Annotated in this window: 22 protein-coding genes; 13 read left to right on the plus strand and 9 right to left on the minus strand. The window is 67.2% G+C overall.

Features of this window, described 5'->3' with window-relative positions:
- Positions 1–13 precede the first annotated feature (13 nt).
- Positions 14–1,717, minus strand: coding sequence for an MFS transporter (locus LQV39_RS07830; RefSeq protein WP_230022921.1), 1,704 nt, complete (start codon positions 1,715–1,717; stop codon positions 14–16).
- Between the two features lie 162 nt (positions 1,718–1,879).
- Positions 1,880–2,893 carry a tyrosine-type recombinase/integrase gene (locus LQV39_RS07835; protein WP_230022924.1) on the minus strand — a complete coding sequence of 338 codons (1,014 nt, stop codon included), beginning with the start codon at positions 2,891–2,893 and terminating at the stop codon, positions 1,880–1,882.
- 248 nt (positions 2,894–3,141) lie between these two features.
- On the opposite strand from LQV39_RS07835, the gene LQV39_RS07840 reads away from it, so the two are divergent.
- The 3 genes from LQV39_RS07840 to LQV39_RS07850 are packed head-to-tail and all read left to right on the plus strand — an operon-like array spanning position 3,142 to position 5,166.
- Positions 3,142–3,453: a Dabb family protein gene (locus tag LQV39_RS07840; protein ID WP_230022927.1), complete on the plus strand. Its 312-nt coding sequence runs from the start codon at positions 3,142–3,144 to the stop codon at positions 3,451–3,453.
- Between the two features lie 2 nt (positions 3,454–3,455).
- The gene (locus LQV39_RS07845; RefSeq protein ID WP_230022930.1) at positions 3,456–4,238 is read left to right on the plus strand and encodes an SDR family oxidoreductase; all 783 of its coding nucleotides are present in this window, start codon (positions 3,456–3,458) and stop codon (positions 4,236–4,238) included.
- 22 nt (positions 4,239–4,260) lie between these two features.
- Positions 4,261–5,166 (plus strand): SDR family oxidoreductase, encoded by a 906-nt coding sequence (locus LQV39_RS07850; RefSeq protein WP_230022933.1) that lies wholly within the window; start codon positions 4,261–4,263, stop codon positions 5,164–5,166.
- Here LQV39_RS07850 and LQV39_RS07855 read toward each other — a convergent pair.
- Entirely contained in the window at positions 5,129–6,043 is a 915-nt protein-coding gene (locus LQV39_RS07855) for a LysR family transcriptional regulator (RefSeq protein WP_230022936.1), read from the minus strand. The genes LQV39_RS07850 and LQV39_RS07855 overlap by 38 nt on opposite strands.
- Before the next feature lie 124 nt (positions 6,044–6,167).
- Here LQV39_RS07855 and LQV39_RS07860 point away from each other — a divergent pair, with 124 nt between their 5' ends.
- Positions 6,168–7,535, plus strand: coding sequence for an MFS transporter (locus tag LQV39_RS07860; RefSeq protein WP_230022937.1), 1,368 nt, complete (start codon positions 6,168–6,170; stop codon positions 7,533–7,535).
- Here the strand turns inward: LQV39_RS07860 and LQV39_RS07865 are convergent.
- Positions 7,517–7,861, minus strand: a complete 345-nt coding sequence (locus tag LQV39_RS07865) for a hypothetical protein (RefSeq protein WP_230022947.1) — start codon at positions 7,859–7,861, stop codon at positions 7,517–7,519. The genes LQV39_RS07860 and LQV39_RS07865 overlap by 19 nt on opposite strands.
- A 74-nt stretch (positions 7,862–7,935) precedes the next feature.
- Between LQV39_RS07865 and LQV39_RS07870 the strand changes: the two genes are divergently transcribed.
- From LQV39_RS07870 to LQV39_RS07885, 4 genes are all read left to right on the plus strand, one after another.
- Entirely contained in the window at positions 7,936–8,202 is a 267-nt protein-coding gene (locus LQV39_RS07870) for a hypothetical protein (RefSeq protein WP_230022950.1), read from the plus strand.
- Between the two features lie 116 nt (positions 8,203–8,318).
- Positions 8,319–8,912 (plus strand): TetR/AcrR family transcriptional regulator, encoded by a 594-nt coding sequence (locus tag LQV39_RS07875; protein ID WP_230022953.1) that lies wholly within the window; start codon positions 8,319–8,321, stop codon positions 8,910–8,912.
- 78 nt (positions 8,913–8,990) lie between these two features.
- The gene (locus tag LQV39_RS07880; protein ID WP_230022956.1) at positions 8,991–9,704 is read left to right on the plus strand and encodes an SDR family oxidoreductase; all 714 of its coding nucleotides are present in this window, start codon (positions 8,991–8,993) and stop codon (positions 9,702–9,704) included.
- A 23-nt stretch (positions 9,705–9,727) separates the two neighbouring features.
- A complete protein-coding gene (locus tag LQV39_RS07885) occupies positions 9,728–9,925 on the plus strand; it encodes a hypothetical protein (protein ID WP_230022959.1) in 198 nt (65 codons plus the stop codon).
- Positions 9,926–10,089: 164 nt separating this feature from the next.
- Here LQV39_RS07885 and LQV39_RS07890 read toward each other — a convergent pair whose 3' ends face one another.
- The 4 genes from LQV39_RS07890 to LQV39_RS07905 all read right to left on the minus strand — a co-directional run bounded on the left by LQV39_RS07890 (position 10,090) and on the right by LQV39_RS07905 (position 14,167).
- On the minus strand, positions 10,090–11,946 hold the full coding sequence (locus tag LQV39_RS07890) for a glycosyl hydrolase family 18 protein (protein ID WP_230022962.1): 1,857 nt from the start codon (positions 11,944–11,946) through the stop codon (positions 10,090–10,092).
- A 98-nt stretch (positions 11,947–12,044) separates the two neighbouring features.
- Complete coding sequence (locus tag LQV39_RS07895) at positions 12,045–12,803, minus strand: NRDE family protein (protein WP_230022965.1); 759 nt, start codon at positions 12,801–12,803, stop codon at positions 12,045–12,047.
- Positions 12,794–13,096 (minus strand): DUF4936 family protein, encoded by a 303-nt coding sequence (locus LQV39_RS07900; RefSeq protein WP_230022967.1) that lies wholly within the window; start codon positions 13,094–13,096, stop codon positions 12,794–12,796. The genes LQV39_RS07895 and LQV39_RS07900 overlap by 10 nt, the downstream gene beginning before the upstream one ends.
- A 12-nt stretch (positions 13,097–13,108) precedes the next feature.
- Positions 13,109–14,167 (minus strand): folate-binding protein YgfZ, encoded by a 1,059-nt coding sequence (locus LQV39_RS07905; RefSeq protein ID WP_230022970.1) that lies wholly within the window; start codon positions 14,165–14,167, stop codon positions 13,109–13,111.
- Between the two features lie 97 nt (positions 14,168–14,264).
- Here LQV39_RS07905 and mltG point away from each other — a divergent pair, with 97 nt between their 5' ends.
- From mltG to LQV39_RS07930, 5 genes are read left to right on the plus strand one after another with little or no spacing between them, the layout of a single operon-like run.
- A complete protein-coding gene (gene mltG / locus LQV39_RS07910; RefSeq protein WP_230022973.1) occupies positions 14,265–15,278 on the plus strand; it encodes an endolytic transglycosylase MltG in 1,014 nt (337 codons plus the stop codon).
- Positions 15,275–15,901, plus strand: coding sequence for a dTMP kinase (tmk, locus tag LQV39_RS07915; protein WP_230022988.1), 627 nt, complete (start codon positions 15,275–15,277; stop codon positions 15,899–15,901). The genes mltG and tmk overlap by 4 nt, the downstream gene beginning before the upstream one ends.
- The gene (locus LQV39_RS07920; protein WP_290368560.1) at positions 15,898–16,941 is read left to right on the plus strand and encodes a DNA polymerase III subunit delta'; all 1,044 of its coding nucleotides are present in this window, start codon (positions 15,898–15,900) and stop codon (positions 16,939–16,941) included. Before tmk ends, LQV39_RS07920 begins: the two co-directional genes overlap by 4 nt.
- Before the next feature lie 20 nt (positions 16,942–16,961).
- On the plus strand, positions 16,962–17,348 hold the full coding sequence (locus tag LQV39_RS07925) for a PilZ domain-containing protein (protein WP_230023003.1): 387 nt from the start codon (positions 16,962–16,964) through the stop codon (positions 17,346–17,348).
- A gap of 11 nt (positions 17,349–17,359) precedes the next feature.
- Positions 17,360–17,881: a GNAT family N-acetyltransferase gene (locus LQV39_RS07930; RefSeq protein ID WP_230023006.1), complete on the plus strand. Its 522-nt coding sequence runs from the start codon at positions 17,360–17,362 to the stop codon at positions 17,879–17,881.
- A 19-nt stretch (positions 17,882–17,900) separates the two neighbouring features.
- Here the strand turns inward: LQV39_RS07930 and LQV39_RS07935 are convergent, their stop codons facing one another.
- Positions 17,901–19,631, minus strand: coding sequence for a hypothetical protein (locus LQV39_RS07935; protein ID WP_230023009.1), 1,731 nt, complete (start codon positions 19,629–19,631; stop codon positions 17,901–17,903).
- Positions 19,632–19,642 lie beyond the last annotated feature (11 nt).

Raw genomic sequence — 19,642 nt, forward strand, 5'->3', positions numbered from 1 at the left:
GGGCAGCGCGGATTCAATCGGCCGCGTAGATATTGTTGTCCTTGGTCTCACGCAGGAACAAGGCCCCGATCACGACGGTAATCGCCGCAAACACGATCGGATACCACAGGCCGTAGTAGATGTCGCCCTTGGCCGCCACCAGCGCGAAGGAGATCGTCGGCAGCAGGCCGCCGAACCAGCCGTTGCCGATGTGGTAGGGCAGGGACATCGAGGTGTAGCGGATGCGGGTCGGGAACATTTCGACCAGCATGGCCGCGATCGGGCCGTAGACCATGGTCACGTACAGCATCAGCACGAACAGCAGCAGCACCACCATCGGCTTGTTGATGGCGGCCGGATCGGCTTTTGCCGGGTAGCCCGCGGTCTTCACCGCTTCGCCCAGGTCTTTTTTCAGTGCCGCTTCCCGGTCCTTGCTGGCCTTGTCGAAGTCGCGGCCGCTGGCGTTCATGGTGGCGTTGAAGGACGGGTAGACCTTGTCGCCGACGTGCACGCTGGCGATAGTGCCTGCCGGCGCCGGCTGGACCGTGTAGCTGACGGAAGCGGCGGTCAGCTGGGCCGTCGCGATGTCGCAGGACGAGGGGAACTTCTCGGTGCCGGTCAGCTTGACCTGGAAGTTACAGGAGGCCGGGTCGGCCACGACCACCACCGGCGAGTTCGCCAGGGCGTTGGCCAGGGCCGGGTTGCCGTAGGTGGTCAGGCCCTTGAACAGCGGGAAGTAGGTCAGCGCCGCCAGCAGGCAGCCGGCCAGGATGATGGGCTTGCGGCCGATGCGGTCGGACATCGAGCCGAAGAAGATGAAGAAGGGCGTGGCGAGGGCGAGCGCGATCGCCAGCAGGATGTAGGCCGTGGCCGCTTCGATCTTCAGGGTCTGGGTCAGGTAGAACAGGGCGTAGAACTGGCCGGTGTACCAGACCACGGCCTGGCCCATCACGATGCCGAGCGCCAGCAGCGCGATCTTGGCGTTACCCCATGCCAGGAAGGCTTCCGACAGCGGCGCCTTCGAGGTCTTGCCCTCGGACTTCATCTTGGCGAAGGCCGGCGACTCGTTCATCGACAGGCGGATCCACACCGAGATGCCGAGCAGCAGGACCGACACCAGGAAGGGAATGCGCCAGCCCCAGGCATCGAAGGCGGCGGGTTCCATCGCGGTGCGCACGCCCAGGATCACCAGCAGCGACAGGAACAGGCCCAGCGTGGCGGTGGTCTGTATCCAGGCGGTGAAGTAGCCGCGGCGGCCTTCAGGCGCGTGCTCGGCCACGTAGGTGGCGGCGCCGCCGTACTCGCCGCCCAGGGCCAGGCCCTGCAGGATGCGCAGCGAGACGAGGATGATGGGCGCGGCGATACCGATCGAGGCATAGCCCGGCAGCAGGCCGACCACGAAGGTCGAGCCGCCCATGATGAGGATGGTGACCAGGAAGGTGTACTTCCGCCCGATCATGTCGCCGAGGCGGCCGAAGACCAGTGCGCCGAACGGACGCACGATGAAGCCGGCGGCGAAGGCCAGCAGGGCGAAGATGAAGCCGGTGGTGGGGTCGCCGACGCCCGCGAAGAACTGCTTGGCGATGACGGCGGCGAGCGAGCCGTAGAGGTAGAAGTCATACCATTCGAAAATGGTGCCGAGGGAAGAAGCGAAGATGACCTTGCGTTCTTCCTTCGTCAGCCCGCGGGCGGTAGGCGACGCCTTCCCGCCGGCGGTCATGCCGGGTGTGATAGCCATTGTTAGTCTCCGTAATGAGTTGTAATGTTCAATGGATAGCCGATATTTACGCCAGCTACGGCAGCGACTCTGCGCCGCGAAACTTACGCGATGCTTGCTCCAAGCTTACACGAAACTTACGGATGAGCCGTCTCGCGGCGACCCCATGCACAGGGGGTGAGATCAGGCGTCCTTGGCTGTTGGACCGGCGTCCGCTTCTGGAGTTTCCTCGTTTACTTTGGCGTACTTATAAGCTTCGGCGGAACGTTCCAGCGCGAGGCCCAGGGTGGTGGTCAGTTCGCTCTGCGGCGTGCCCTGGCGCAGTTGCTGCGAGGCGAAAGTATTGCGCAGCGTGCGCCCGCCGGCGCGCGGCACGGCCAGCTCGGCGCGCTCGAAAGTCGCCTTGACCTGGCGGTAGACGGTGGCCTTGTGCAGCGGCTCGCCCTCCAGGTTGGCGGGGAACACCAGCGCGCCGGGAATCTTCAATTCTGCGCGCTCGGCCAGCCAGGCCGTCAGCTCGGCCACGCCTTCCTTCGGCAGCGTGGTCGTGTGTTCGTAGCTGGTGGGGTGCTTGTGCTCGGGCGTGATATTCAGCGTGAGACCGCCTTCGACGTCGCGCTGGCGGCCGATCTCGTCCACCAGCAGGCCGATCGCCTCGGCCACGCGCAGGCCGGCCAGCGCCATCGTCACCTGCATCGCACGGTCGCGGCGGCGCTTCCAGCCCGAAGCCTTGCCTTCGTCGTCGGCCGGCTGGCCGGGCAGGGCGGCGAGGAAGCGCTGCAGCTCGTCGGCGTTCAGGGCCGTCATCGGCGCGTCGCGGGTGATCTGGGCGCGGTCGATGCCGACGATGGCGTCGCGCGCCGGGTTGGGCGCACGCTCCAGGTACTCGTAGCAGCGCTCCAGCAGGCGCAGGTAGCGGTAGGCGATCTTGCTGTTCAGGTCGCGATGGCCGTCGTGGGCCAGCTGGACGAAGCGGTGCAGGTCACGCGCGGTGACGGTCGAGATCTTCAGGCCTTCCTCCAGCATCCAGGCGGCGAACTTGCCGAACATGAAGCGGTAGATGGCCGCGGACTCGGGCGAGACCGGCTTCGGGATCAGGTCGCGCTGCCGGCTCGAGGTCAGCACGAAGTCGGGCGAGGCCACGAAGGCGGCGAAGTTTTTGACGGGATTGGCGTCCCAGGCGGCGAGTTTGCTCATGCCTCATTCTGCAACTAACCGAGAAGTCATGCAAATGGCTACAGTGCGCGGCCAGGGGCATCCGTCCGCGCTGTCCACGTCGCCGCTGTCGAAAGAATTCTGCAACTAACCCACTTGCGACGCAAAACAAATAAAAAACCGGCCGCCAGCCAGAGCGGGGCGGCGAATCCGCCCACACTCGCCATCCCGGCAGCGAAGCGTTATGCTCTTTGTTATCCGTTCGTTGACTCAAAAAGGGAAAAGAAACCATGCTCAAGCACATCGTCATGTGGAAACTGAAGGAACATGCCGAAGGCGCGGACCGCGCCGCCAACGCGCGCGAGATGAAGCGGCGGCTCGACGAATGCGCGCACATCGTGCCCGGCATCCTCAAGTTCGAAGTGACGCTGGCCCAGCCGGGACTGGAAGCGACCTACGACGTGGTGCTGTACTCGGAATTCGAGAACAAGGCCGCGCTCGAATCCTACGCCAAACACCCGACCCACCACGCGCTGGTGCCCTTCATCGGCGCCATTCGCGAAGCCCGCCAATGCATGGACTACGAAGTCCAGGAAGGCTGAGCATGCGGACGGTACAAGCGCTGTTTTCCCTGGCGGGGCGGACCGCCATCGTCACCGGCGGCTCGCGCGGACTTGGCCTGCAGATGGCCGAGGCGCTGGGCGAGCAGGGCGCGCGCCTGGTCATCGCCTCGCGCAAGCAGGGCGAACTCGACGAAGCCTGCGCCCATTTGAAAGCGCGCGGCATCGACGCAAGCGGCATCGCGGCCGACCTGTCCACCGAAGCCGGGGTCCAGGCCTTCGCCGATGCCGCGCTGGCGCACCTGGGCCAGGCCGACATCCTGGTCAACAACGCGGGGGCCACCTGGGGCGCCCCGGCCGAGGACTATCCGCTCGAGGCCTGGGACAAGGTCATGAACCTGAACGTGCGCAGCATCTTCCTGCTGAGCCAGGCCATCGGCCGGCAATCGATGATCCCGCGCGGGCGCGGACGCATCGTCAACATCGCCTCGATCGCCGGGCTGGCCGGGAATCCGCCGGGCGCCATGCAGACCATCGCCTACAACACCTCGAAGGCGGCGCTGATCAATTTCACCCGCACCCTGGCCGGCGAATGGGGCCGCCATGGCATCAACGTGAACGCGATCGCCCCGGGTTTCTTCCCCTCGAAGATGACCAGGGGCATACTGAATGCGATCGGCGCGGAGACGCTGGCGCAGCAGGCGCCCCTGAACCGTCTCGGCGACGAGGAAGACCTGAAGGGCGCGGTGCTGCTGTTCGCGTCCGATGCGGGCAAGCACATCACGGGACAGGTACTGGCGGTGGACGGCGGGGTATCGAGCGTCTGAACGTCCGGCACGAGGAGAAAGCATGAAGCAGTTCGAGGGACGGGTCGCCGTCATCACCGGCGCGGCGAGCGGCCTGGGGCGCGAGTTCGCGAATACCGCGGCGTCGCTGGGCATGAAGCTGGTATTGGCTGACGTCGACGCCAGGGGTCTGGAGCGCGCGACCGATGAATTGCAGGCCGGCGGCGCCGAGGTGATCTCGATGGTCGTCGACGTCAGCAAGCGCGAGCACGTCGAGGAGCTGGCGGATGCGGCGATGATCCGCTTCCACGGCGTGCACCTGGTTTTCAATAACGCCGGCGTCGCCGCGGGCGGGCTGATCTGGGAGAACAGCGAGGCCGACTGGGAATGGGTGCTGGGCGTGAACCTGTGGGGCGTGATCCACGGCGTGCGCGTGTTCACGCCCATCATGCTCGAGTGCGCGCGCCGCGACCCGCACTACGAGGGCCACATCGTCAACACGGCGTCGATGGCCGGCCTGCTGAATCCGCCGGCGATGGGCGTCTACAACGTCAGCAAGCATGCGGTGGTGTCCTTGAGCGAGACCCTGTACCACGACCTGCGCCTGGTTGATGCGCCGGTCCAGGCCTCGGTGCTGTGCCCGTACTTCGTGCCGACCGGGATCACCCAGTCGGAGGCGCACCGTCCGCACGATCTGGAAAACGACGATGGGCCGACCGCCAGCCAGCAGGCGGCGCATACCCTGGTGAGCAAGGCGGTCGAGTCGGGCAAGGTGTCGGCGGCGGATGTGGCGCGCATCACCTTCGAGGCGGTGCGCGAGGGACGCTTCTATATCTATTCGCATCCGCAGCTGCTGCGCGGCGTGGCCGAGCGCATGGACGCGATCGTGCAGGGACAGCCGCCGGCCGATGCCTATGCGGCGACGCCGCAGCTTACACAGGTGCTGAAGGCCGGGCTGAAGAAGGGCTGAGCGCGAGCAGCAGGCCGCGCAGCCAGGCATGCGCCTGGTCGGCGTCCATGCGCGGATGCCACAGCATCGATACCGCGATGCCGGGCAGTTCGAAGGGCAGGGCGAAGCTGTGCAGGCCTTCGCGCAGGCGTCCCGTATGCCGCTCCGGCACGGTGGCGACGAGATCGGAGCCGCGCGCTAGCGCGAGGGCGTCCGCGAAGCCGCCGACGGTGGCCGCGATGCGGCGTTGCAGGCCCAGTCCCGCCAGGACATCGTCGACGGCATTCCGCTCGCGTCCGCGGCGCGAGACCAGAACATGCGCCGCCGCCGCATAGCGGGCCGGCGTCATCGCGCCCTCGACCAGGGCGTGGTCCATCCTCGTCACGCCGACGAAGCGGTCCTGGAACAGGATGCGGGTGCGCAGCTCGGGACTGGCGTCGGCGCCGACGACACCGGTTTCGAGGTCGACGCTGCCGTCGCGCAGCGGGGCGCTGTCCTTGTCCAGCTTCTGGATGAAACGCAGGCGCACGCCCGGCGCCTCGGCCGCGACACGCGCGACCAGCGGCGGACCGAAGTTCTCGACGAAGCCGTCGCTGGTGCGGAGCGTGAAGCTGCGCTTGAGTTTACCAAGATCGAGCGGGATGGCGGGGCTGAGCATGGCTTTCGCTTCCTCGACCACAGGACCGGTACGAAGACGCAATTCCAGCGCCCTGGGCGTCGGCACCAGGCCGCGTCCGGCGCGCACCAGCAGTGGATCGCCGCAGGTCTCGCGCAGGCGCGCCAGTGCGCGGCTCATGGCGGAGGCACTGAGCCCAAGGCGGCGTGCGGCGCGTGCGACATTGCCTTCGGCAAGCAGGACGTCCAGCGTGACGAGCAGGTTGAGATCGGGTGTCGGCATGGCTGAACGATAGCACGCCTGGGTACGATACATGGCGTCGCATGCATGTATATGCTGCAAATGCTGCGTCTTCCGCCATCCATCCGCGCAGGCTAGGCTCCTTTCATACGTCAGGGAGCCGAACATGAGCACGAAACCGCATTCCGCCATCCTCGCCAGCCTGTCGCTGGCCACCTTGCTGTCCTCGCTGGGGACCAGTATCAGCAACGTCGCCCTGCCGTCGCTGGCGCGGGCCTTCGGCGCGCCGCTGCCCGCGGTCCAGTGGGTGGTGCTGGCCTATTTGCTGGGGCTGTCTTCGCTGGTGGTCGCCGCCGGCCGGGCAGGCGACGTGCTTGGGAGGAAGCGCCTGCTCCAGGCGGGTCTTGTCCTGTTCAGCGCGTCCGCCGGCTTGTGCGCGCTGGCGCCGTCGCTGCAGGTACTGGTCGGTGCGCGCGCCCTGCAGGGCGCCGGCGCCGCTGCGATCATGGCACTGACGATCGCGGCCGTCAGGGATGCCTTGCCGGGTGAGGCGACCGGCCGCGCGATGGGGCTGCTGGGCACGGTCTCGGCGACGGGAACGGCGCTCGGGCCGCCGCTGGGCGGCGCGCTCGTCGGCGTCTGGGGCTGGCCATCCGTCTTCATCGTCCAGGCCGTGCTCGGCTTGGCAGCACTGTATGGTGTGTCGCGCTTCCTCGCGCCCGACGCCGCCGATCGCAGCCAGCCCCGCTTCGACCACCCGGGCACGCTGCTGCTGGGCGCGACGCTGACCGCCTACGCCCTGGCGCTGACGCCCGGCGCCGGCGCGCGGCCCCTGTTCCTGCTGCTTGCACTCGGCGGCGCGCTTCTGTTCGTTCATGTCGAGCGGCGCAGCGCAGCGCCGCTCGTCGAGCTGGGCCTGTTTCGGGACCGCGCGCTGGCGGCGGGATCTGTGACCGGCATGGTGGCGACGGCCGTGGTCATGGCGACGCTGGTGGTGGGACCCTTCTACCTGTCCGGCACGCTGGGCCTCGGCGCCGGCCGGATGGGGCTGACGATGGCTGCCGGCCCCGTGGTCGCCGCGCTCGCCGGCTGGCCTGCCGGCCGCCTGGTCGACCGCTACGGCGCAGCGGCGTGCGCGCTGGCGGGGCTTGCCGGGATGGCGCTCGGCGCCTGCATTCTCTCGGTGGCCCTGCCGGCGACGGCGGGCGGCTACGCAGCCTCGCTGGCCGTGCTCACCACCGGCTATGCGCTGTTCCAGGCGGCGAACAACACGGCAGTGATGAACGGGGCGGCCGCCGGACGGCGCGGTTTGATTTCCGGTTTACTCGGGCTGTCGCGCAACCTCGGCCTGGTGAACGGCGCCGCGCTGATGGGCGCCGTGTTCGTGCACATGGCCGGCAATACGGCCGCGCCGGCGGCGATCGCGCAGGGCTTCCAGGCCTGCTTCGGGCTGTCGACCGTATTACTGTTGCTGGCGATGGCCGGGCTTGCGGCCTTCGCCGTCCGCAAACCCGTTCATCGCCGTCCCGCATGACGCCGCCACGCCCGGCTCGCGCCAAGGACCAGCAGCAGCCAGAATGCCGCCGACAGTGCGAGCGGTCCCCATAGCAGATCGTCCTGGCCGATCAACAAGGACAAGGGGTCCCGCGCAACCGAGCCTGTGGGGGAAGTTGCCTGGCTGTCGGCAAGAAAGGGCAGCGGAAAACCATACGCGAGCACGGGACAGTAAACCGGGACGCCCAGGTTGCCGCAGACCGCAATGACTTGGCCCGGCACCAGCAAGGACAGGTAAGTCAGGCTGCCGGCGGCCGCAGAAAAGAACACCGCCCGCTTCAGGACTGCCGCCACTCCTACACGCATTCAGCTTTCCTTCCTATTCGTGTTTCGCTCAGGGGCCTTAGCATTGAGCCATCGGAATCAGTAAGGAGATTATCATGGCTGACAAGAAAGACAAGGCGCAGCAAGACAAGCAGGACGTGTCCCGCCAGGGCGGCAACGCGGACGAAGGCGAAGCCCACAACAGCCGCTTCCTGCACAGCTCGCCGGAAGCGAATGTGTTCTCGAAAGGTTCCTCGCAGGCCGACAACAGCGCGCGTTCGCGCGGCGGCGATTCGGCTGCCGGCACCCCGGACGAGGGCAGGCTGGGCGGCTCGGGCGGCACCTCGGCGCCGGGCACGACGGGTAACGACCCCGACCGCTAACCCGCAGCGCTCAGGAATCGGGTTCGGCCGGGCGCGCTCTGCGTCCGGCCGCTGCGCGCTTGACGCGCCGACTTTTCGGGTCTAATATGATGACCATCATATAGAGAGTCAACGCCATGTCCGCCGCCCGCAGCCTCCGTCACCAGCAGTCCCACGAACGCATCCTCGATGCGGCGGCCCGCGCCGTCCGGCGTTCCGGGGTCGCCGGCGTCGGTGTCGCCGAGGTGATGAAGGAGGCGGGCCTGACCCATGGCGGCTTCTACGCCCATTTCGAATCGCGCGACGCGCTGCTGGCCGAAGCCCTCGAGCATGCGGGCAGCCGGAGCAACGCCAATGTGCGCGAGCGCATGCGGGCGCGCATGGAGGCCGGTGAGAGCCCGCTGCGCGCCCTGGTCAGCGAATACCTGTCCGGATTGCACATGGAGGCGCTGGAACTCGGCTGCCCGGTCGCCGCCGTCGGTTCCGACATGCAGCGCGCCGGCGACGGTTTGCGCGAGGTATCGCAGAGCCGCGTGCGCGGGCTGGCCAGGCTGGTCGAGGAGACGCTTGCGCCTGACACCGCGCCCGGCAGCGCCTGGGCAATCGCGGCCAGCCTGGTGGGCGCCATCCAGCTGGCCAGGGTGCTCGGTGCCGAGGAAGGAACCAAGGTAATGCAGGCATGCCGCGAGGCCTTGCTTGCCCAGTACGACCGCCCAGCGACGCAAGCCTGAGGCGGAAGACGCCGTGCCCTCGGGGCCGGCATTTTTTTGCGCAGTAATATGATGTTCATCATATCGAAAGGGATCACCATGAAACTCGACAACGCAGTCGTCCTCGTCACCGGCGCCAACCGCGGCCTCGGCCTGGAATTCGCCCGCCAGGCGCTGGCCCGCGGCGCGCGCAAGGTCTACGCCGCCGCGCGCGACCCCGGCAAGATCACGCTGCCCGGCGTGGTGCCGGTGCGGCTGGACGTCACCGATCCGGCCCAGGTGGCGGAACTGGCCGCGGCCTGCGCCGACGTCACGCTGGTGATCAACAATGCCGGTATCGCGACGGACGGCAGCCTGCTCGACGAAGGCAGCATCGAAGCCATGCGGCGCATGATGGAGACCAATGTCTACGGCATGCTGCGCGTCAGCCAGGCCTTCGCGCCGGTGCTCGCGGCGAACCGCGGCGGCGCCTTCCTGAACGTGCTGTCGGTGGCCAGCTGGATCAGCACCACGGGCCTGGCCGCCTATGCCGCCACCAAGTCGGCCGCCTGGAGCGTGAACAATGGCTTGCGCATCGCGCTGAAGGACCAGGGCACGCAGGTGCTGGGCCTGCACGTGGGCTTCGTCGATACTGACCTGACGCGCGGGATCGACCTGCCGAAACTGGCCCCGGCCGAGGTGGTCGAGCGCGCCTACGCGGCGCTGGAAGCCGGCAAGAGCGAGGTGCTGATCGACGAGTTGTCGCAGCAGGTCAAGGCGGGATTGTCGATGGATCCGGGCGTCTACCTCGACGCGGTGCAGCGCCCCGCCTGAGCGGCCCGTGGTAGCATCGTTCGATGGAACGACGCAACGACTACAAGCAGGCCCTGCTGATCGAGGCCGTGATTCACGAGGCCGATGCGCTCGGCCGCTCGACGGCGGCGCGGCGGCTGGCGGAGATTGGGGTGCCGCTGGAGGTGGCGGTGCGGGTGTTGACGCGGCCGGTGGAGAGAAGGCAGCAGTTCGAGTCGCCGTTCATGAGGCGAGAGTCGTGAACGGAATTAGTACCCGCACGCGTAAACGTCATCCCCGCGAAGGCGGGGATCCAAGTTTTGCATGCGTATCGTTAGCTTACACAGAACTTGGATCCCCGCCTGCGCGGGGATGACGTGCGACTGCCGCGGGAATGACGTTCGACTGCCGCGGGGACGACAATCAATCACCGGCTAGCACAAAACCCCGCATCCTCATTCGTCGCCCCAGGCGCCAGATCCCTGTTCCAGTCCGGCGGCGACAAATGCATGGTCGTCCCATCCATCGTATAGCTGCCGTTCCACATCCCGCTCAGGGTGCCGGTCACATTCGGCACATCGACCTTCCAGCCCAGCACCTTGACGGTACTGGTATTGGTCACCGCAATCTTCGCGCAATAGCCCGAACCCCAGTCGCCGGTGACGATCAGCCTGGCCTGCAGCGCACCTGCCGGCGGCGGCGGCGGCGGTTCGACGGGCTTGGCCGGACGTGTCGCGCACAAGCCGACCTGGGTCGATTCGCCCGGATGCAGCTTGCGCTTGTAGGCGGGACCTTCCATCGTCAGCTTGCCGTCGGCCAGCGTGTAACTGGCGTTCCACAGCGAGGTGATGCTGTCCTTGAACGGGATCTCGGCCTTCCACCAGCCGGCGCGGTCGCCCACGTTCTTGACGGTGATGGTGCCGCAGTAGCCGCCGCCCCAGTCGTTCGGCGTGTCGAGCGTCGTCGTCAGGTTCAGCGGCGCCGGCGGCGGCAGCGGGTTCGGGTAGGGGCCGGCCTGGGTCGCGCCGGGGTCGAGGAAGGCTTGCGCGGTGGCGGTCAGCAGCGGGTTGTCGACGCCATCCAGGGTGCCGTAGTTGACCAGCCAGATGACGGCGCCGCCGACGCCTTCGCCTTCCCGGGTCGACGTCGCCCAGGCGCCCTTGGCGGCGATGGTCGCCGGTTCTTCATAGCTGATGTAGCCGCTGGTGGTGTCCGGGCGCTCGGCCGGGGTGTAGCCGCCCGGGTAGACGCGGTAGCTGGTCTGGGTCGGCGCGTCCCAGGCGTAGATGCCTTGCTTCAGGTAGCCCAGCTTGTTCAGCAGCGTCCAGCTCCATTTGTAGTCGGTCACCGACCATTTGCTCAGGTCGCCGTCGGTGTCCTGGTCCGGACCGGTGAAGGGCGGCGCGTAGCTCTCGCCGTAGAAGCCCAGGCCCAGGCCCAGCTTCTCGCGCGGCACGCCCTTGTCCACGAACATCTGGATCGTGCTGGCGATCGACACCGGGCGATGGCCGGTCGCCCCGGTCAGCGGCGAGAAGGTATTGCTGTGCCAGCCCTGGCCGAACCAGCCCACCCCATAGCTCATGATGTTGTACTGGTCGACCATGGCTGCCACGCGCAGGTCGTGCTCGGTGACGGTGTCGGTGTTGATGTTCTTGTTCCCGCCCGGGAAGGTGATGATCACCGGATTCGCCTGGTAGCGCTCGCGCGAATTCGCTTCCTCGCGCAGGTCCAGGATCAGCTTCTCGAGGCGTTCCTGTTCGACGGTCGCCTTGTCGCCGATGCCTTCCCAGTCGACGTCGATGCCGTCGTAGTCCTTGGCGACCATGTAGTCGACCAGGTTCTTCACGAAGGCCGGGCGCACCGCGTCCGTGGTCGAGGCCAGGAAGCCGGCGTTGTCGCCTTCGCCGCCGAGCATGATCAGGGCCTTGATGTTGGCCTGGTGGGCGCGCTTGACGAGGAATTCCTCGACCGTCCAGTCGTAGGCGGCGCCGGGGCCGCGGTCGCGGTCGGTGTGGGCGTTGCCGCCGCCGAGCACGATCTCGCCGGCCGGCTTGCCGTTGCTGCCGCTGCCCGGGCCGATGCGGGCGAACACGAAGTGGGTCATGTGCCTCATGTCCACGTGCTCGGGCGCCTGGTACAGGGCGTTGTCCCAGAAGTAGCCGGCGTAGTAGCCGCCGACCCATTTACCGGTGAGATTGGCGGCCTGGGCCGGCGCCAGGCTGCCGGCTGCCACGCCGGCGGCCAGCAGGGTCAGTGCCGCGATTTTTTTCAGTCTGGTCTGCATGTGCATCCTCCTTGTTGGTTGCTGTACGGAAATAATCGTAGCAGCGGAGGATTGCAAACACCTGTCACTAAAGTGTAATGACCCCACCGGAGGGGGCGTCAGGCAGCGGCCACGCCTTCGGGGCGCAGGATGCGTTCGCGCAGCTCCGGCTCGTCGTCCTGGTACAGGCGCATGACGGTGGACGTGCGGGTGCCGTAGCCGGGGATCTCGATGCAGACCGGCGACAGTTCGCGCTCGACCTCGATCGGCATGCCGGTGTCGGGCAGGCGCAGGTCGGGGGCGCGGGTGGTATCGGCCAGCATTTCGAAGTAAGCCTCTTCCGGCGCGCCTTGCAGCAGCAGGCTGGCGAAGGTGGCCTTGGTCCGCAGCACCTTCGGCCAGGGCGCGTCCAGCAGGCCGTTCGAGACGCCGTAGATGCCCGGTTCCAGGGCCTTGCCGTTGCGCGGGTCGGCCCCGGCGCGGTTCGAGAACCAGTACAGGCCCTCGCGGTCGCCCAGGATCAGGTTGAAGCCGTTGTATTCGGCGGCGCGCCCGGCGATGCGGTCCAGGTAGGCCGGTGCATCGAGGTCGCCCTGGAGGAAGTCGGCCACCAGCGCGCCACGGGTCGGCGCATCGCCGCGGCGCTCGTCGGGCGCGCGGATATTCGTCAGCGCGGCGAATTTCGGGCCGTTCGGACCGGTGCGCGTCACGCCCATCCAGCTGCCGCCGCCCCGCAAATCGCGGCCGGCGATGATGTCCGGGTTCTCCGGCCAGGGGCCGGCCGGGGTGGCGGGACGGTCATAGAATTCGTCGCGGTTGGCGCAGGCGATCACGGGCACGCCGGGAATCACGCGCCAGGCAAATACGATCAGGCACATGGAGTCAGCTCCGGTTTCAGGTCGACGAAGATCTCGGTACGGCGCGGGCCGTCGGGCAGTGCGTCCAGGCCGGCGTCAAGCGCCGCCTGCGCCAGCACACCATCAAAGCCGTCGGGCGCACCCGGATAGACTTCCATCCAGGTTTGCAGGCCATCCTTGCTGCCGGGACGGCGCTTCAATTGCACGGCGACGCCGTGGCCGGCCGCCAGCGCCGTTTGCATCGCGCGCACGCGCGGCGCCAGCGAGGCCGCATCGAGCTCGCGCACCTTGTAGTAGACGTACAGGTCGATCATCGGATCACGAACTCAGTCCGCCAGCGCGTCGAGCGGATAGGGCATCGGCAGGAAGGACAGCGTCGTGCCGCCGGCCGAGCCGTGGCGCACTTCGTGGTCCAGCGCGGCCAGCTTGATCTCGACCAGCGCGTCGGCGCCGCCCAGGCCATTCGGCGCGGCGTTGACGATCATGCCGGACGGCTGGTCCGGGTCCTCGCTGGAGAAGACCTCGTCGCCGGCGCGCGCGGCCGCATTCGGCAGCGTGGCCAGGGTCATGCGGCGTTTCAGCTTGCCCAGGTACTGGCTGCGGGCGACGATTTCCTGGCCCGGATAGCAGCCCTTCTTGAAATTGACGCCGCCGAGCAGCTCGAAGTTGACCATCTGCGGCACGAACTGTTCCTGGGTCGGCTGGGTCACCTGCGGCACGCCGGCATGGATCTCGGCCAGGCGCCAGGCCGCATTGCCGCCCAGCGCCAGCGTCTCGCGCAGCTGCGGCAGGGCGGCAATCGCGGTCTCGGCAGAGGTGATCCACAGGTAGCGCGGTGCACCCAGCGCATCGGCCAGGCGCAGCACGGAGCCGAACTCGCCATCGACCTTGCCGTAGGGCGCGGCCGGGAGGGCGGACACTTGGCGGCGCAATGCGGCTTCCGCCTTGGCGCCGGCCAGGCCGAGCACGGCGGCGCTGGCCGCTTCCTCGGTGGCGTCGCGCAGTTTGGCTTTCGAGCGCAGCACGAACATCGTCAGGCGCTTTTGCAGCGGCGGCTGGATGGCGCGCGGCAGCGCCAGGAAGATGTCCTGGCCGGTACGCCACATCAGGAAGGTGGCCTGCAGGCGGCCCTTCGGCGTGCAATAGCCGGCCAGCCGGGCCTCGTTCGTGCCGAGGTGTTCGACGTCGTTGGTCAGCTGGTTGTGCAGGAAACTGGCGGCGTCTTCACCGGTCACGGCGATCAGGCCGAGGTCGGTTACCGGGGCCACGACGCCCTCGGCGAGGGCGCCTGCGGACAGGGTCGTGCCGAAGTCTTCGATCTGCGTGGCCTCCTCCTGGTGGAAGCGCGCGCCCAGGGAAGCGAGATGTTCGATCCAGTTGCTCATAAATTCAGAATAATTTCCTGTTTAGGCTTTATCATTACGGCCTCATTATAGAGTTGTCGTCAAATTCGCGCCGGGCACGGCGCAAAACCAGATTTCTATGGCACTAATAAGAAAACTCATCATTACGGGCGTGATCGTGTCAGTCGCGGCCGTCGGCGGCTTCCAGTGGTGGTCGGGACAGCCGATCACCCCGGCGGACAGCCCCGTCATTCCCTTCGCGATTGCCCAGGGCAGCCATGTGGGCGGCGCGGCCCAGCAGATGGCCACCGCCGGCGTGCCGGTCAACGGCTTCCTGTTCGGCGTCCTCGCGCGCGTGACCGGCAAGGCCAGCCAACTGAAGGCCGGCAGCTACGAGCTCAAGCCGGGCACCACGCCGCGCCGCCTGATCGCCCAGCTGGTGCGCGGCGAATTCGCCCAGGAGTCGCTGACCATCATCGAAGGCTGGACCTTCCGCCAGATGCGCCAGGCGGTCGACGCCGCGCCCAACCTGAAGCACGAGACGGCCAAGCTCTCGGACAAGGAACTGCTGGAGAAGATCGTCCCCGAGGCGAACGGTAAATACGCGACGCCCGAAGGCCTGTTCTTCCCGGACACCTATCTGTTCGCGAAAAACTCGAGCGACCTGCAGATCTACAAGCAGGCCCACGAGATGATGATGAAGCGCCTGAAGGCGGCCTGGGAAAAGCGCGAGCCGAACCTGCCGTACACCGATCCCTACCAGGCCCTGATCATGGCTTCGCTGGTCGAGAAGGAAACCGGCCAGAAGAGCGAGCGCGCGATGATCGCCGGCGTGTTCGTCAACCGCCTCAAGACCGGCATGCTGCTGCAGACCGACCCGACCGTCATCTACGGCATGGGCGAGAAGTACGACGGCAAGATCCGCAAGAAGGATCTCGAGACCGACACCCCGTACAACACCTACACGCGCGCCGGCCTGCCGCCGACGCCGATCGCGCTGCCGGGCGTGCAGTCGCTGGCCGCGGCCCTCATGCCCGCCAAGACCGACGCCCTGTACTTCGTGTCGCGCGGCGACGGCACCAGCCACTTCTCGGTCAACCTGAACGAGCATAACAAGGCAGTCAACCAATACCAGCGCCAGGGATCGAAATGAATGGACAAACTTCGGCCCGCGGCCGCTTCATCACCTTCGAAGGCATCGACGGGGCCGGCAAGTCTACCCACATCGGCTTCGTCGCCGATCTGCTGAAAGAGGCCGGCAAGACCGTGGTCTCGAGCCGCGAACCGGGCGGAACAAAGCTGGGCGAAAAGCTGCGTGAGCTGCTGCTGCACGAGAAGATGGACGTCGGCACCGAGGCTTTACTTGCCTTTGCCAGCCGCCGCGAGCACCTGGCCCAGGTCATCGGGCCGGCGCTGGGTCGTGGAGACTGGGTGCTGTCGGACCGCTTCACCGACGCCAGCTTCGCCTACCAGGGCGGCGGCCGCGGCCTGCCGCTGCCCAAGCTCGAGGCGCTGGAACAGTGGGTGCATCCGGGCCTGCAGCCCGACCTTACCCTGTTGTTCGACGTGCCTTTGGCCGTGGCGCGCGAGCGCCTCGACGCCACCCGCAATCTCGACAAGTTCGAATCTGAAGAGGCGGCCTTCTTCGAGCGCTGCCGCAATGAATACCTGCGTCGCGCCGCACAAAGCAACGGCCGTATCGTGGTGATCGACTCGACCCGCTCGATCGATGAAGTCCGCGCCCAGCTGCGCGCGGCATTGGAGAAGTTCTTGTGACAAGTAGTACCCCGATCTACCCCTGGCAGGCGCAGGCCTGGGCGCAGCTGCAGCAGATGCGCGTCCGCCTGCCGCACGCCATCCTGTTCCACGGCCCGGCCGGCATCGGCAAGGCCGGCTTCATCGAAGCCTTTGCCCAGTCCCTGCTGTGCGAAAACGTGCGCCCAGATGGCCATGCCTGCGGCGCGTGCGCCTCCTGCGGCTGGTTCAGCCAGGGCAACCACCCGGACTACCGCCGTGTGCGCCCGGAAGCGATGGAAGACGAAGCCCCGGCCGCCGAGGGCGACGAAGCTGCGGAATCCGACAAGAAATCCAAATCCTCGAAGACGGCCTCGAAGGACATCAAGATCGAGCAGATCCGCGCGCTGTCCGACTTCATGAACATCTCGACCCACCGCCAGGGCTTGCGCGTGGTGGTGCTGTACCCGGCCGAGGCGCTCAACATGCCGTCCTCGAATGCGCTGCTGAAGACCCTGGAAGAGCCGCCGCCGGGCACCGTGTTCCTGCTGGCCTCGAACGGCCTGGATCGCCTGCTGCCGACGATCCTGTCGCGCTGCCGCAAGTTCGCGTTGCCGATGCCCGGCCACGCCGAGGCGCTGGCCTGGCTCGAAGCCCAGGGCGTGCAGGATGCCGACGGCTGGCTGCGCGAGCAGGGCGGGGCGCCGCTGGCGGCCCTGGTGCAGGCCGAAACCGGCAGCCGCGAGGAACTCGATTCCCTGCTGCAAATCCTGGCCCAGCCCAGCGTCGATGCCGCGTTGCGCGCCGCAGACAAATTGAGCAAAGCGCCGCTGGCATCCCTCGTCGCGTGGCAGCAGCGCTGGTTGTATGATGTTTTCTCATACAAGCTGTCCGGCACGATCCGCTATTATCCGCGGTATCGCCAGCAGCTTGCGAACCTGGCCGGGCGCGTACACACGGCCAGGTTGATGCAGGCGATCAAGTCGACCAACGAGCGGCGCGCAGTGGCGGACCATCCGCTGTCGCCGAAACTGTTTGTCGAAGATATGTTGCTTGATTACACTGCCTGCTGCGCCGCCTGAGGCGCGACGAAGGAACACCGATGAACAGCTTGCCCACCGATCCGAACGCCCCGCTCGCGCCCCAGGCGCCGCGGCCGTCCGTGCTCTCGCTTGCGATCAAGGAAAAAGCGGCGCTGTACGCGGCCTATATGCCTTTCCTGAAGAACGGCGGCATGTTCGTGCCGACCAACAAGCCCTATAAAATCGGCGACGAGATCTACCTGATCCTGTCGCTGATGGACGACCCGAACAAATACCCGATCGCCGGCAAGGTGGCCTGGATCACCCCCGCCGGCGCCAACAACAACAAGGCGCAAGGCATCGGCGTGCATTTCCCGGCCGACGAAACCGGCCAGCGCGCTAAATTGCGCATCGAAGAAATCCTGGGCGCGGCGCTGCGGTCTTCGCGCGCCACCCACACGCTTTAATCCTCTCGTTTATGCCGTCTTATACCCATCGTATTGCCCGCATCGAAGACCTGCCCGTCATCGTCGATATCTACAATTCCACCATCGCCTCCCGCGAAGTCACTGCAGACACCGAACCGGTCACGGTCCAGTCGCGCGAACAATGGTTTGCCGACCATACGCCGGAACGCCGTCCGCTGTGGGTGATTCATGATGCCGCAGACAAGTCAGAAAATCCGGTCGTGATCGGCTGGTGCTCCTACTCGAATTTCTACGGCCGTCCGGCATACTCGGGCACGGCCGAAGTCTCGATCTACATTGCCGAACAATGGCGCGGCAAGGGCATCGGCCGTTATTGCCTGGAGCAGGCGATCGCTTTCGCGCCGAACATCAAGGTGCACACGCTGCTGGGCTTCATCTTCGGCCACAACGTACCGAGCCTGGCCCTGTTCCGCAAATACGGTTTCGAGACCTGGGCGAATTTCCCGCGCGTGGCCAACCTGGATGGGATCGAGCGCGATCTGATTATCCTTGGCAAGCGGGTGGTCGACTGACACGCCACGCGGCCGGCGCTTAGCGCGCCGCCGAGCGTAAGCCGCTGTCGGCCTGCTTCCAGTTGCGCTCCAACTCGCTCTCGGTGGCTTTTGCCTCGGCCTGCTTGCCCTGCGCCGACAGCGCCTGGCGCAAGCCCTGCAAGGCCCAGTCGTTGCCCGGATGTTCCGCCAGGTGCTCGCGGAAGCTCTGTTCGGCCGCTGCGTAGCGCCGCGCCGCCAATTGCATGGCGCCCAGGCGCAAACGCGGACCGGCGGCCAGCGTCGGCGGCTCGGTGGCTTCGGCGTCGGACGAGGCCGTGACCGCCAATTGTTGTTGGGTCAGGGCCTCGTCGACCTGTTCGCCATACCAGGCGATTTCGGCGCGCCATTGCGCCTGCGCGGTGCGCGCCATACTGCGCATCAGTTTGTTCACATAGCCCTCGCCGGGGTTTTCCTTCACGAGTTGATCCGCCGCCGGGTCCAGCCGCGCCAGCGCCGCCTGTGCCGCGCTGCGCTGGCCCGCGTGCGCCAGGGCGATGCCGCTCGCCATTTGCCCCATCACGGTCGCGACGCCCTTGTCGCCCGACGGCAGCGGCTCCTGGCGCAAGGCGTCCCAGCGCTGCAGGCGGAGCAGGGTCAGCATCGGCAGGCTGCGCAGGTATTCGTGGTAGGTGTTGTCGCCCTTGCCGCGCAAGGCGAGCGTGCGCGCGGTGGCCAACGCCAGGTCGCCGCGCCCCTCCATCAGCGCGGCATGCCATTGAAAGTGCAGATTGTGGCCGCGCCAGTCCTTGCTCACCGAGAAATTCTGGCGCTTCAATTCCGCTTCCATGACCTCGTCCGCAGCGACGGCCGCCTGGTTGACGCGGGTGGCGTCGGCATAGCGGCCCAGGTGGGCGTAAGTGTGGGACGGCATGTGCAGCAGATGCGGCGACCTGGGCGCCAGCGCGCCAAGCCGGTCGGCCGCCGCCTCGGCACGCCGCGCCACCGGCACCGCATCGACCGTATGGATCATGTAGTGGATCAGGCCGATGTGCTGGGGATGCCGCGCCAGGCCTTGTTCGAGCATGTCGGCCAGCTCGCCGACGCGGCCGGCCGGCTTGCCGGTGACCCGGTCCCACCAGTCTTCGCGCGTGGCCACCAGCTCGGCTTCGGCGTAGATGGACAGGATGTCCGGGTCGCCGGGGAAACGCGCGACCAGCTCGCGCACGCGCCCGGCATACGCGATGTCGAGCGGGTCGGCCCGTTTCGTCCCGGACGCGCCGCAGATGTCCGCCTGCATCACGGCGGTGGCGCGGGCGCCAGGGGCCGTACCGTAGCGCAGGGCGAGCGCATCGATCAGCGCGCGCTCGCGTTCCGGGCTGCCGGCGCTGTGCTTGACGGCGTAATCCACGTAATGGATCGCCTCGCGCAGATCGTGGCGGTCGGTATCGTTGATGTTCGGCCCCATTTGATACGCCACGCCCCAGGCGCACAGCGCGCAATCCGGATCCTGCGCCAGCGCGGCCTTGAAGGATCGAATGGCCTCGATCTCGTTGAAGGCGTAGACCTGCGCCATGCCCTGCGCGAACAGGCGGCGCGCGGCTGCGTTCGCCCGGGAGGGCTGCATGGCCTCCGCGCCGAAACCGTCGATAACCGGCGCGGTGGCCTTGCTGTCGGGCCGCCACTGGAGCGTCGAACAGGCCGCTGTCACGGACAACGCAAGAACCACGGTGGACCAGCGGCGCATGGTGGCGCCGGTGCGGACGGAACGGCGGGCGGAGAGCAGGCGCATGGAGGCTTCTT

Source organism: Massilia sp. Bi118 (genome assembly GCF_918697865.1).
GTDB lineage: Bacteria > Pseudomonadota > Gammaproteobacteria > Burkholderiales > Burkholderiaceae_D > Telluria.

Excerpts from the sequence above, each read along its gene's own strand:
- LQV39_RS07860 (WP_230022937.1), top strand. The coding sequence starts at position 6,168 with ATGAGCACGAAACCGCATTCCGCCATCCTCGCCAGCCTGTCGCTGGCC.
- mltG (WP_230022973.1), top strand. The coding sequence starts at position 14,265 with ATGGCACTAATAAGAAAACTCATCATTACGGGCGTGATCGTGTCAGTC.
- LQV39_RS07840 (WP_230022927.1), top strand. The coding sequence starts at position 3,142 with ATGCTCAAGCACATCGTCATGTGGAAACTGAAGGAACATGCCGAAGGC.
- LQV39_RS07865 (WP_230022947.1), bottom strand. The coding sequence starts at position 7,861 with ATGCGTGTAGGAGTGGCGGCAGTCCTGAAGCGGGCGGTGTTCTTTTCT.
- LQV39_RS07895 (WP_230022965.1), bottom strand. The coding sequence starts at position 12,803 with ATGTGCCTGATCGTATTTGCCTGGCGCGTGATTCCCGGCGTGCCCGTG.
- LQV39_RS07930 (WP_230023006.1), top strand. The coding sequence starts at position 17,360 with ATGCCGTCTTATACCCATCGTATTGCCCGCATCGAAGACCTGCCCGTC.
- LQV39_RS07835 (WP_230022924.1), bottom strand. The coding sequence starts at position 2,893 with ATGAGCAAACTCGCCGCCTGGGACGCCAATCCCGTCAAAAACTTCGCC.
- LQV39_RS07850 (WP_230022933.1), top strand. The coding sequence starts at position 4,261 with ATGAAGCAGTTCGAGGGACGGGTCGCCGTCATCACCGGCGCGGCGAGC.
- LQV39_RS07935 (WP_230023009.1), bottom strand. The coding sequence starts at position 19,631 with ATGCGCCTGCTCTCCGCCCGCCGTTCCGTCCGCACCGGCGCCACCATG.
- LQV39_RS07885 (WP_230022959.1), top strand. The coding sequence starts at position 9,728 with ATGGAACGACGCAACGACTACAAGCAGGCCCTGCTGATCGAGGCCGTG.
- LQV39_RS07880 (WP_230022956.1), top strand. The coding sequence starts at position 8,991 with ATGAAACTCGACAACGCAGTCGTCCTCGTCACCGGCGCCAACCGCGGC.
- LQV39_RS07870 (WP_230022950.1), top strand. The coding sequence starts at position 7,936 with ATGGCTGACAAGAAAGACAAGGCGCAGCAAGACAAGCAGGACGTGTCC.
- LQV39_RS07900 (WP_230022967.1), bottom strand. The coding sequence starts at position 13,096 with ATGATCGACCTGTACGTCTACTACAAGGTGCGCGAGCTCGATGCGGCC.
- tmk (WP_230022988.1), top strand. The coding sequence starts at position 15,275 with ATGAATGGACAAACTTCGGCCCGCGGCCGCTTCATCACCTTCGAAGGC.
- LQV39_RS07905 (WP_230022970.1), bottom strand. The coding sequence starts at position 14,167 with ATGAGCAACTGGATCGAACATCTCGCTTCCCTGGGCGCGCGCTTCCAC.
- LQV39_RS07845 (WP_230022930.1), top strand. The coding sequence starts at position 3,456 with ATGCGGACGGTACAAGCGCTGTTTTCCCTGGCGGGGCGGACCGCCATC.
- LQV39_RS07830 (WP_230022921.1), bottom strand. The coding sequence starts at position 1,717 with ATGGCTATCACACCCGGCATGACCGCCGGCGGGAAGGCGTCGCCTACC.
- LQV39_RS07890 (WP_230022962.1), bottom strand. The coding sequence starts at position 11,946 with ATGCAGACCAGACTGAAAAAAATCGCGGCACTGACCCTGCTGGCCGCC.
- LQV39_RS07855 (WP_230022936.1), bottom strand. The coding sequence starts at position 6,043 with ATGCCGACACCCGATCTCAACCTGCTCGTCACGCTGGACGTCCTGCTT.
- LQV39_RS07875 (WP_230022953.1), top strand. The coding sequence starts at position 8,319 with ATGTCCGCCGCCCGCAGCCTCCGTCACCAGCAGTCCCACGAACGCATC.
- LQV39_RS07925 (WP_230023003.1), top strand. The coding sequence starts at position 16,962 with ATGAACAGCTTGCCCACCGATCCGAACGCCCCGCTCGCGCCCCAGGCG.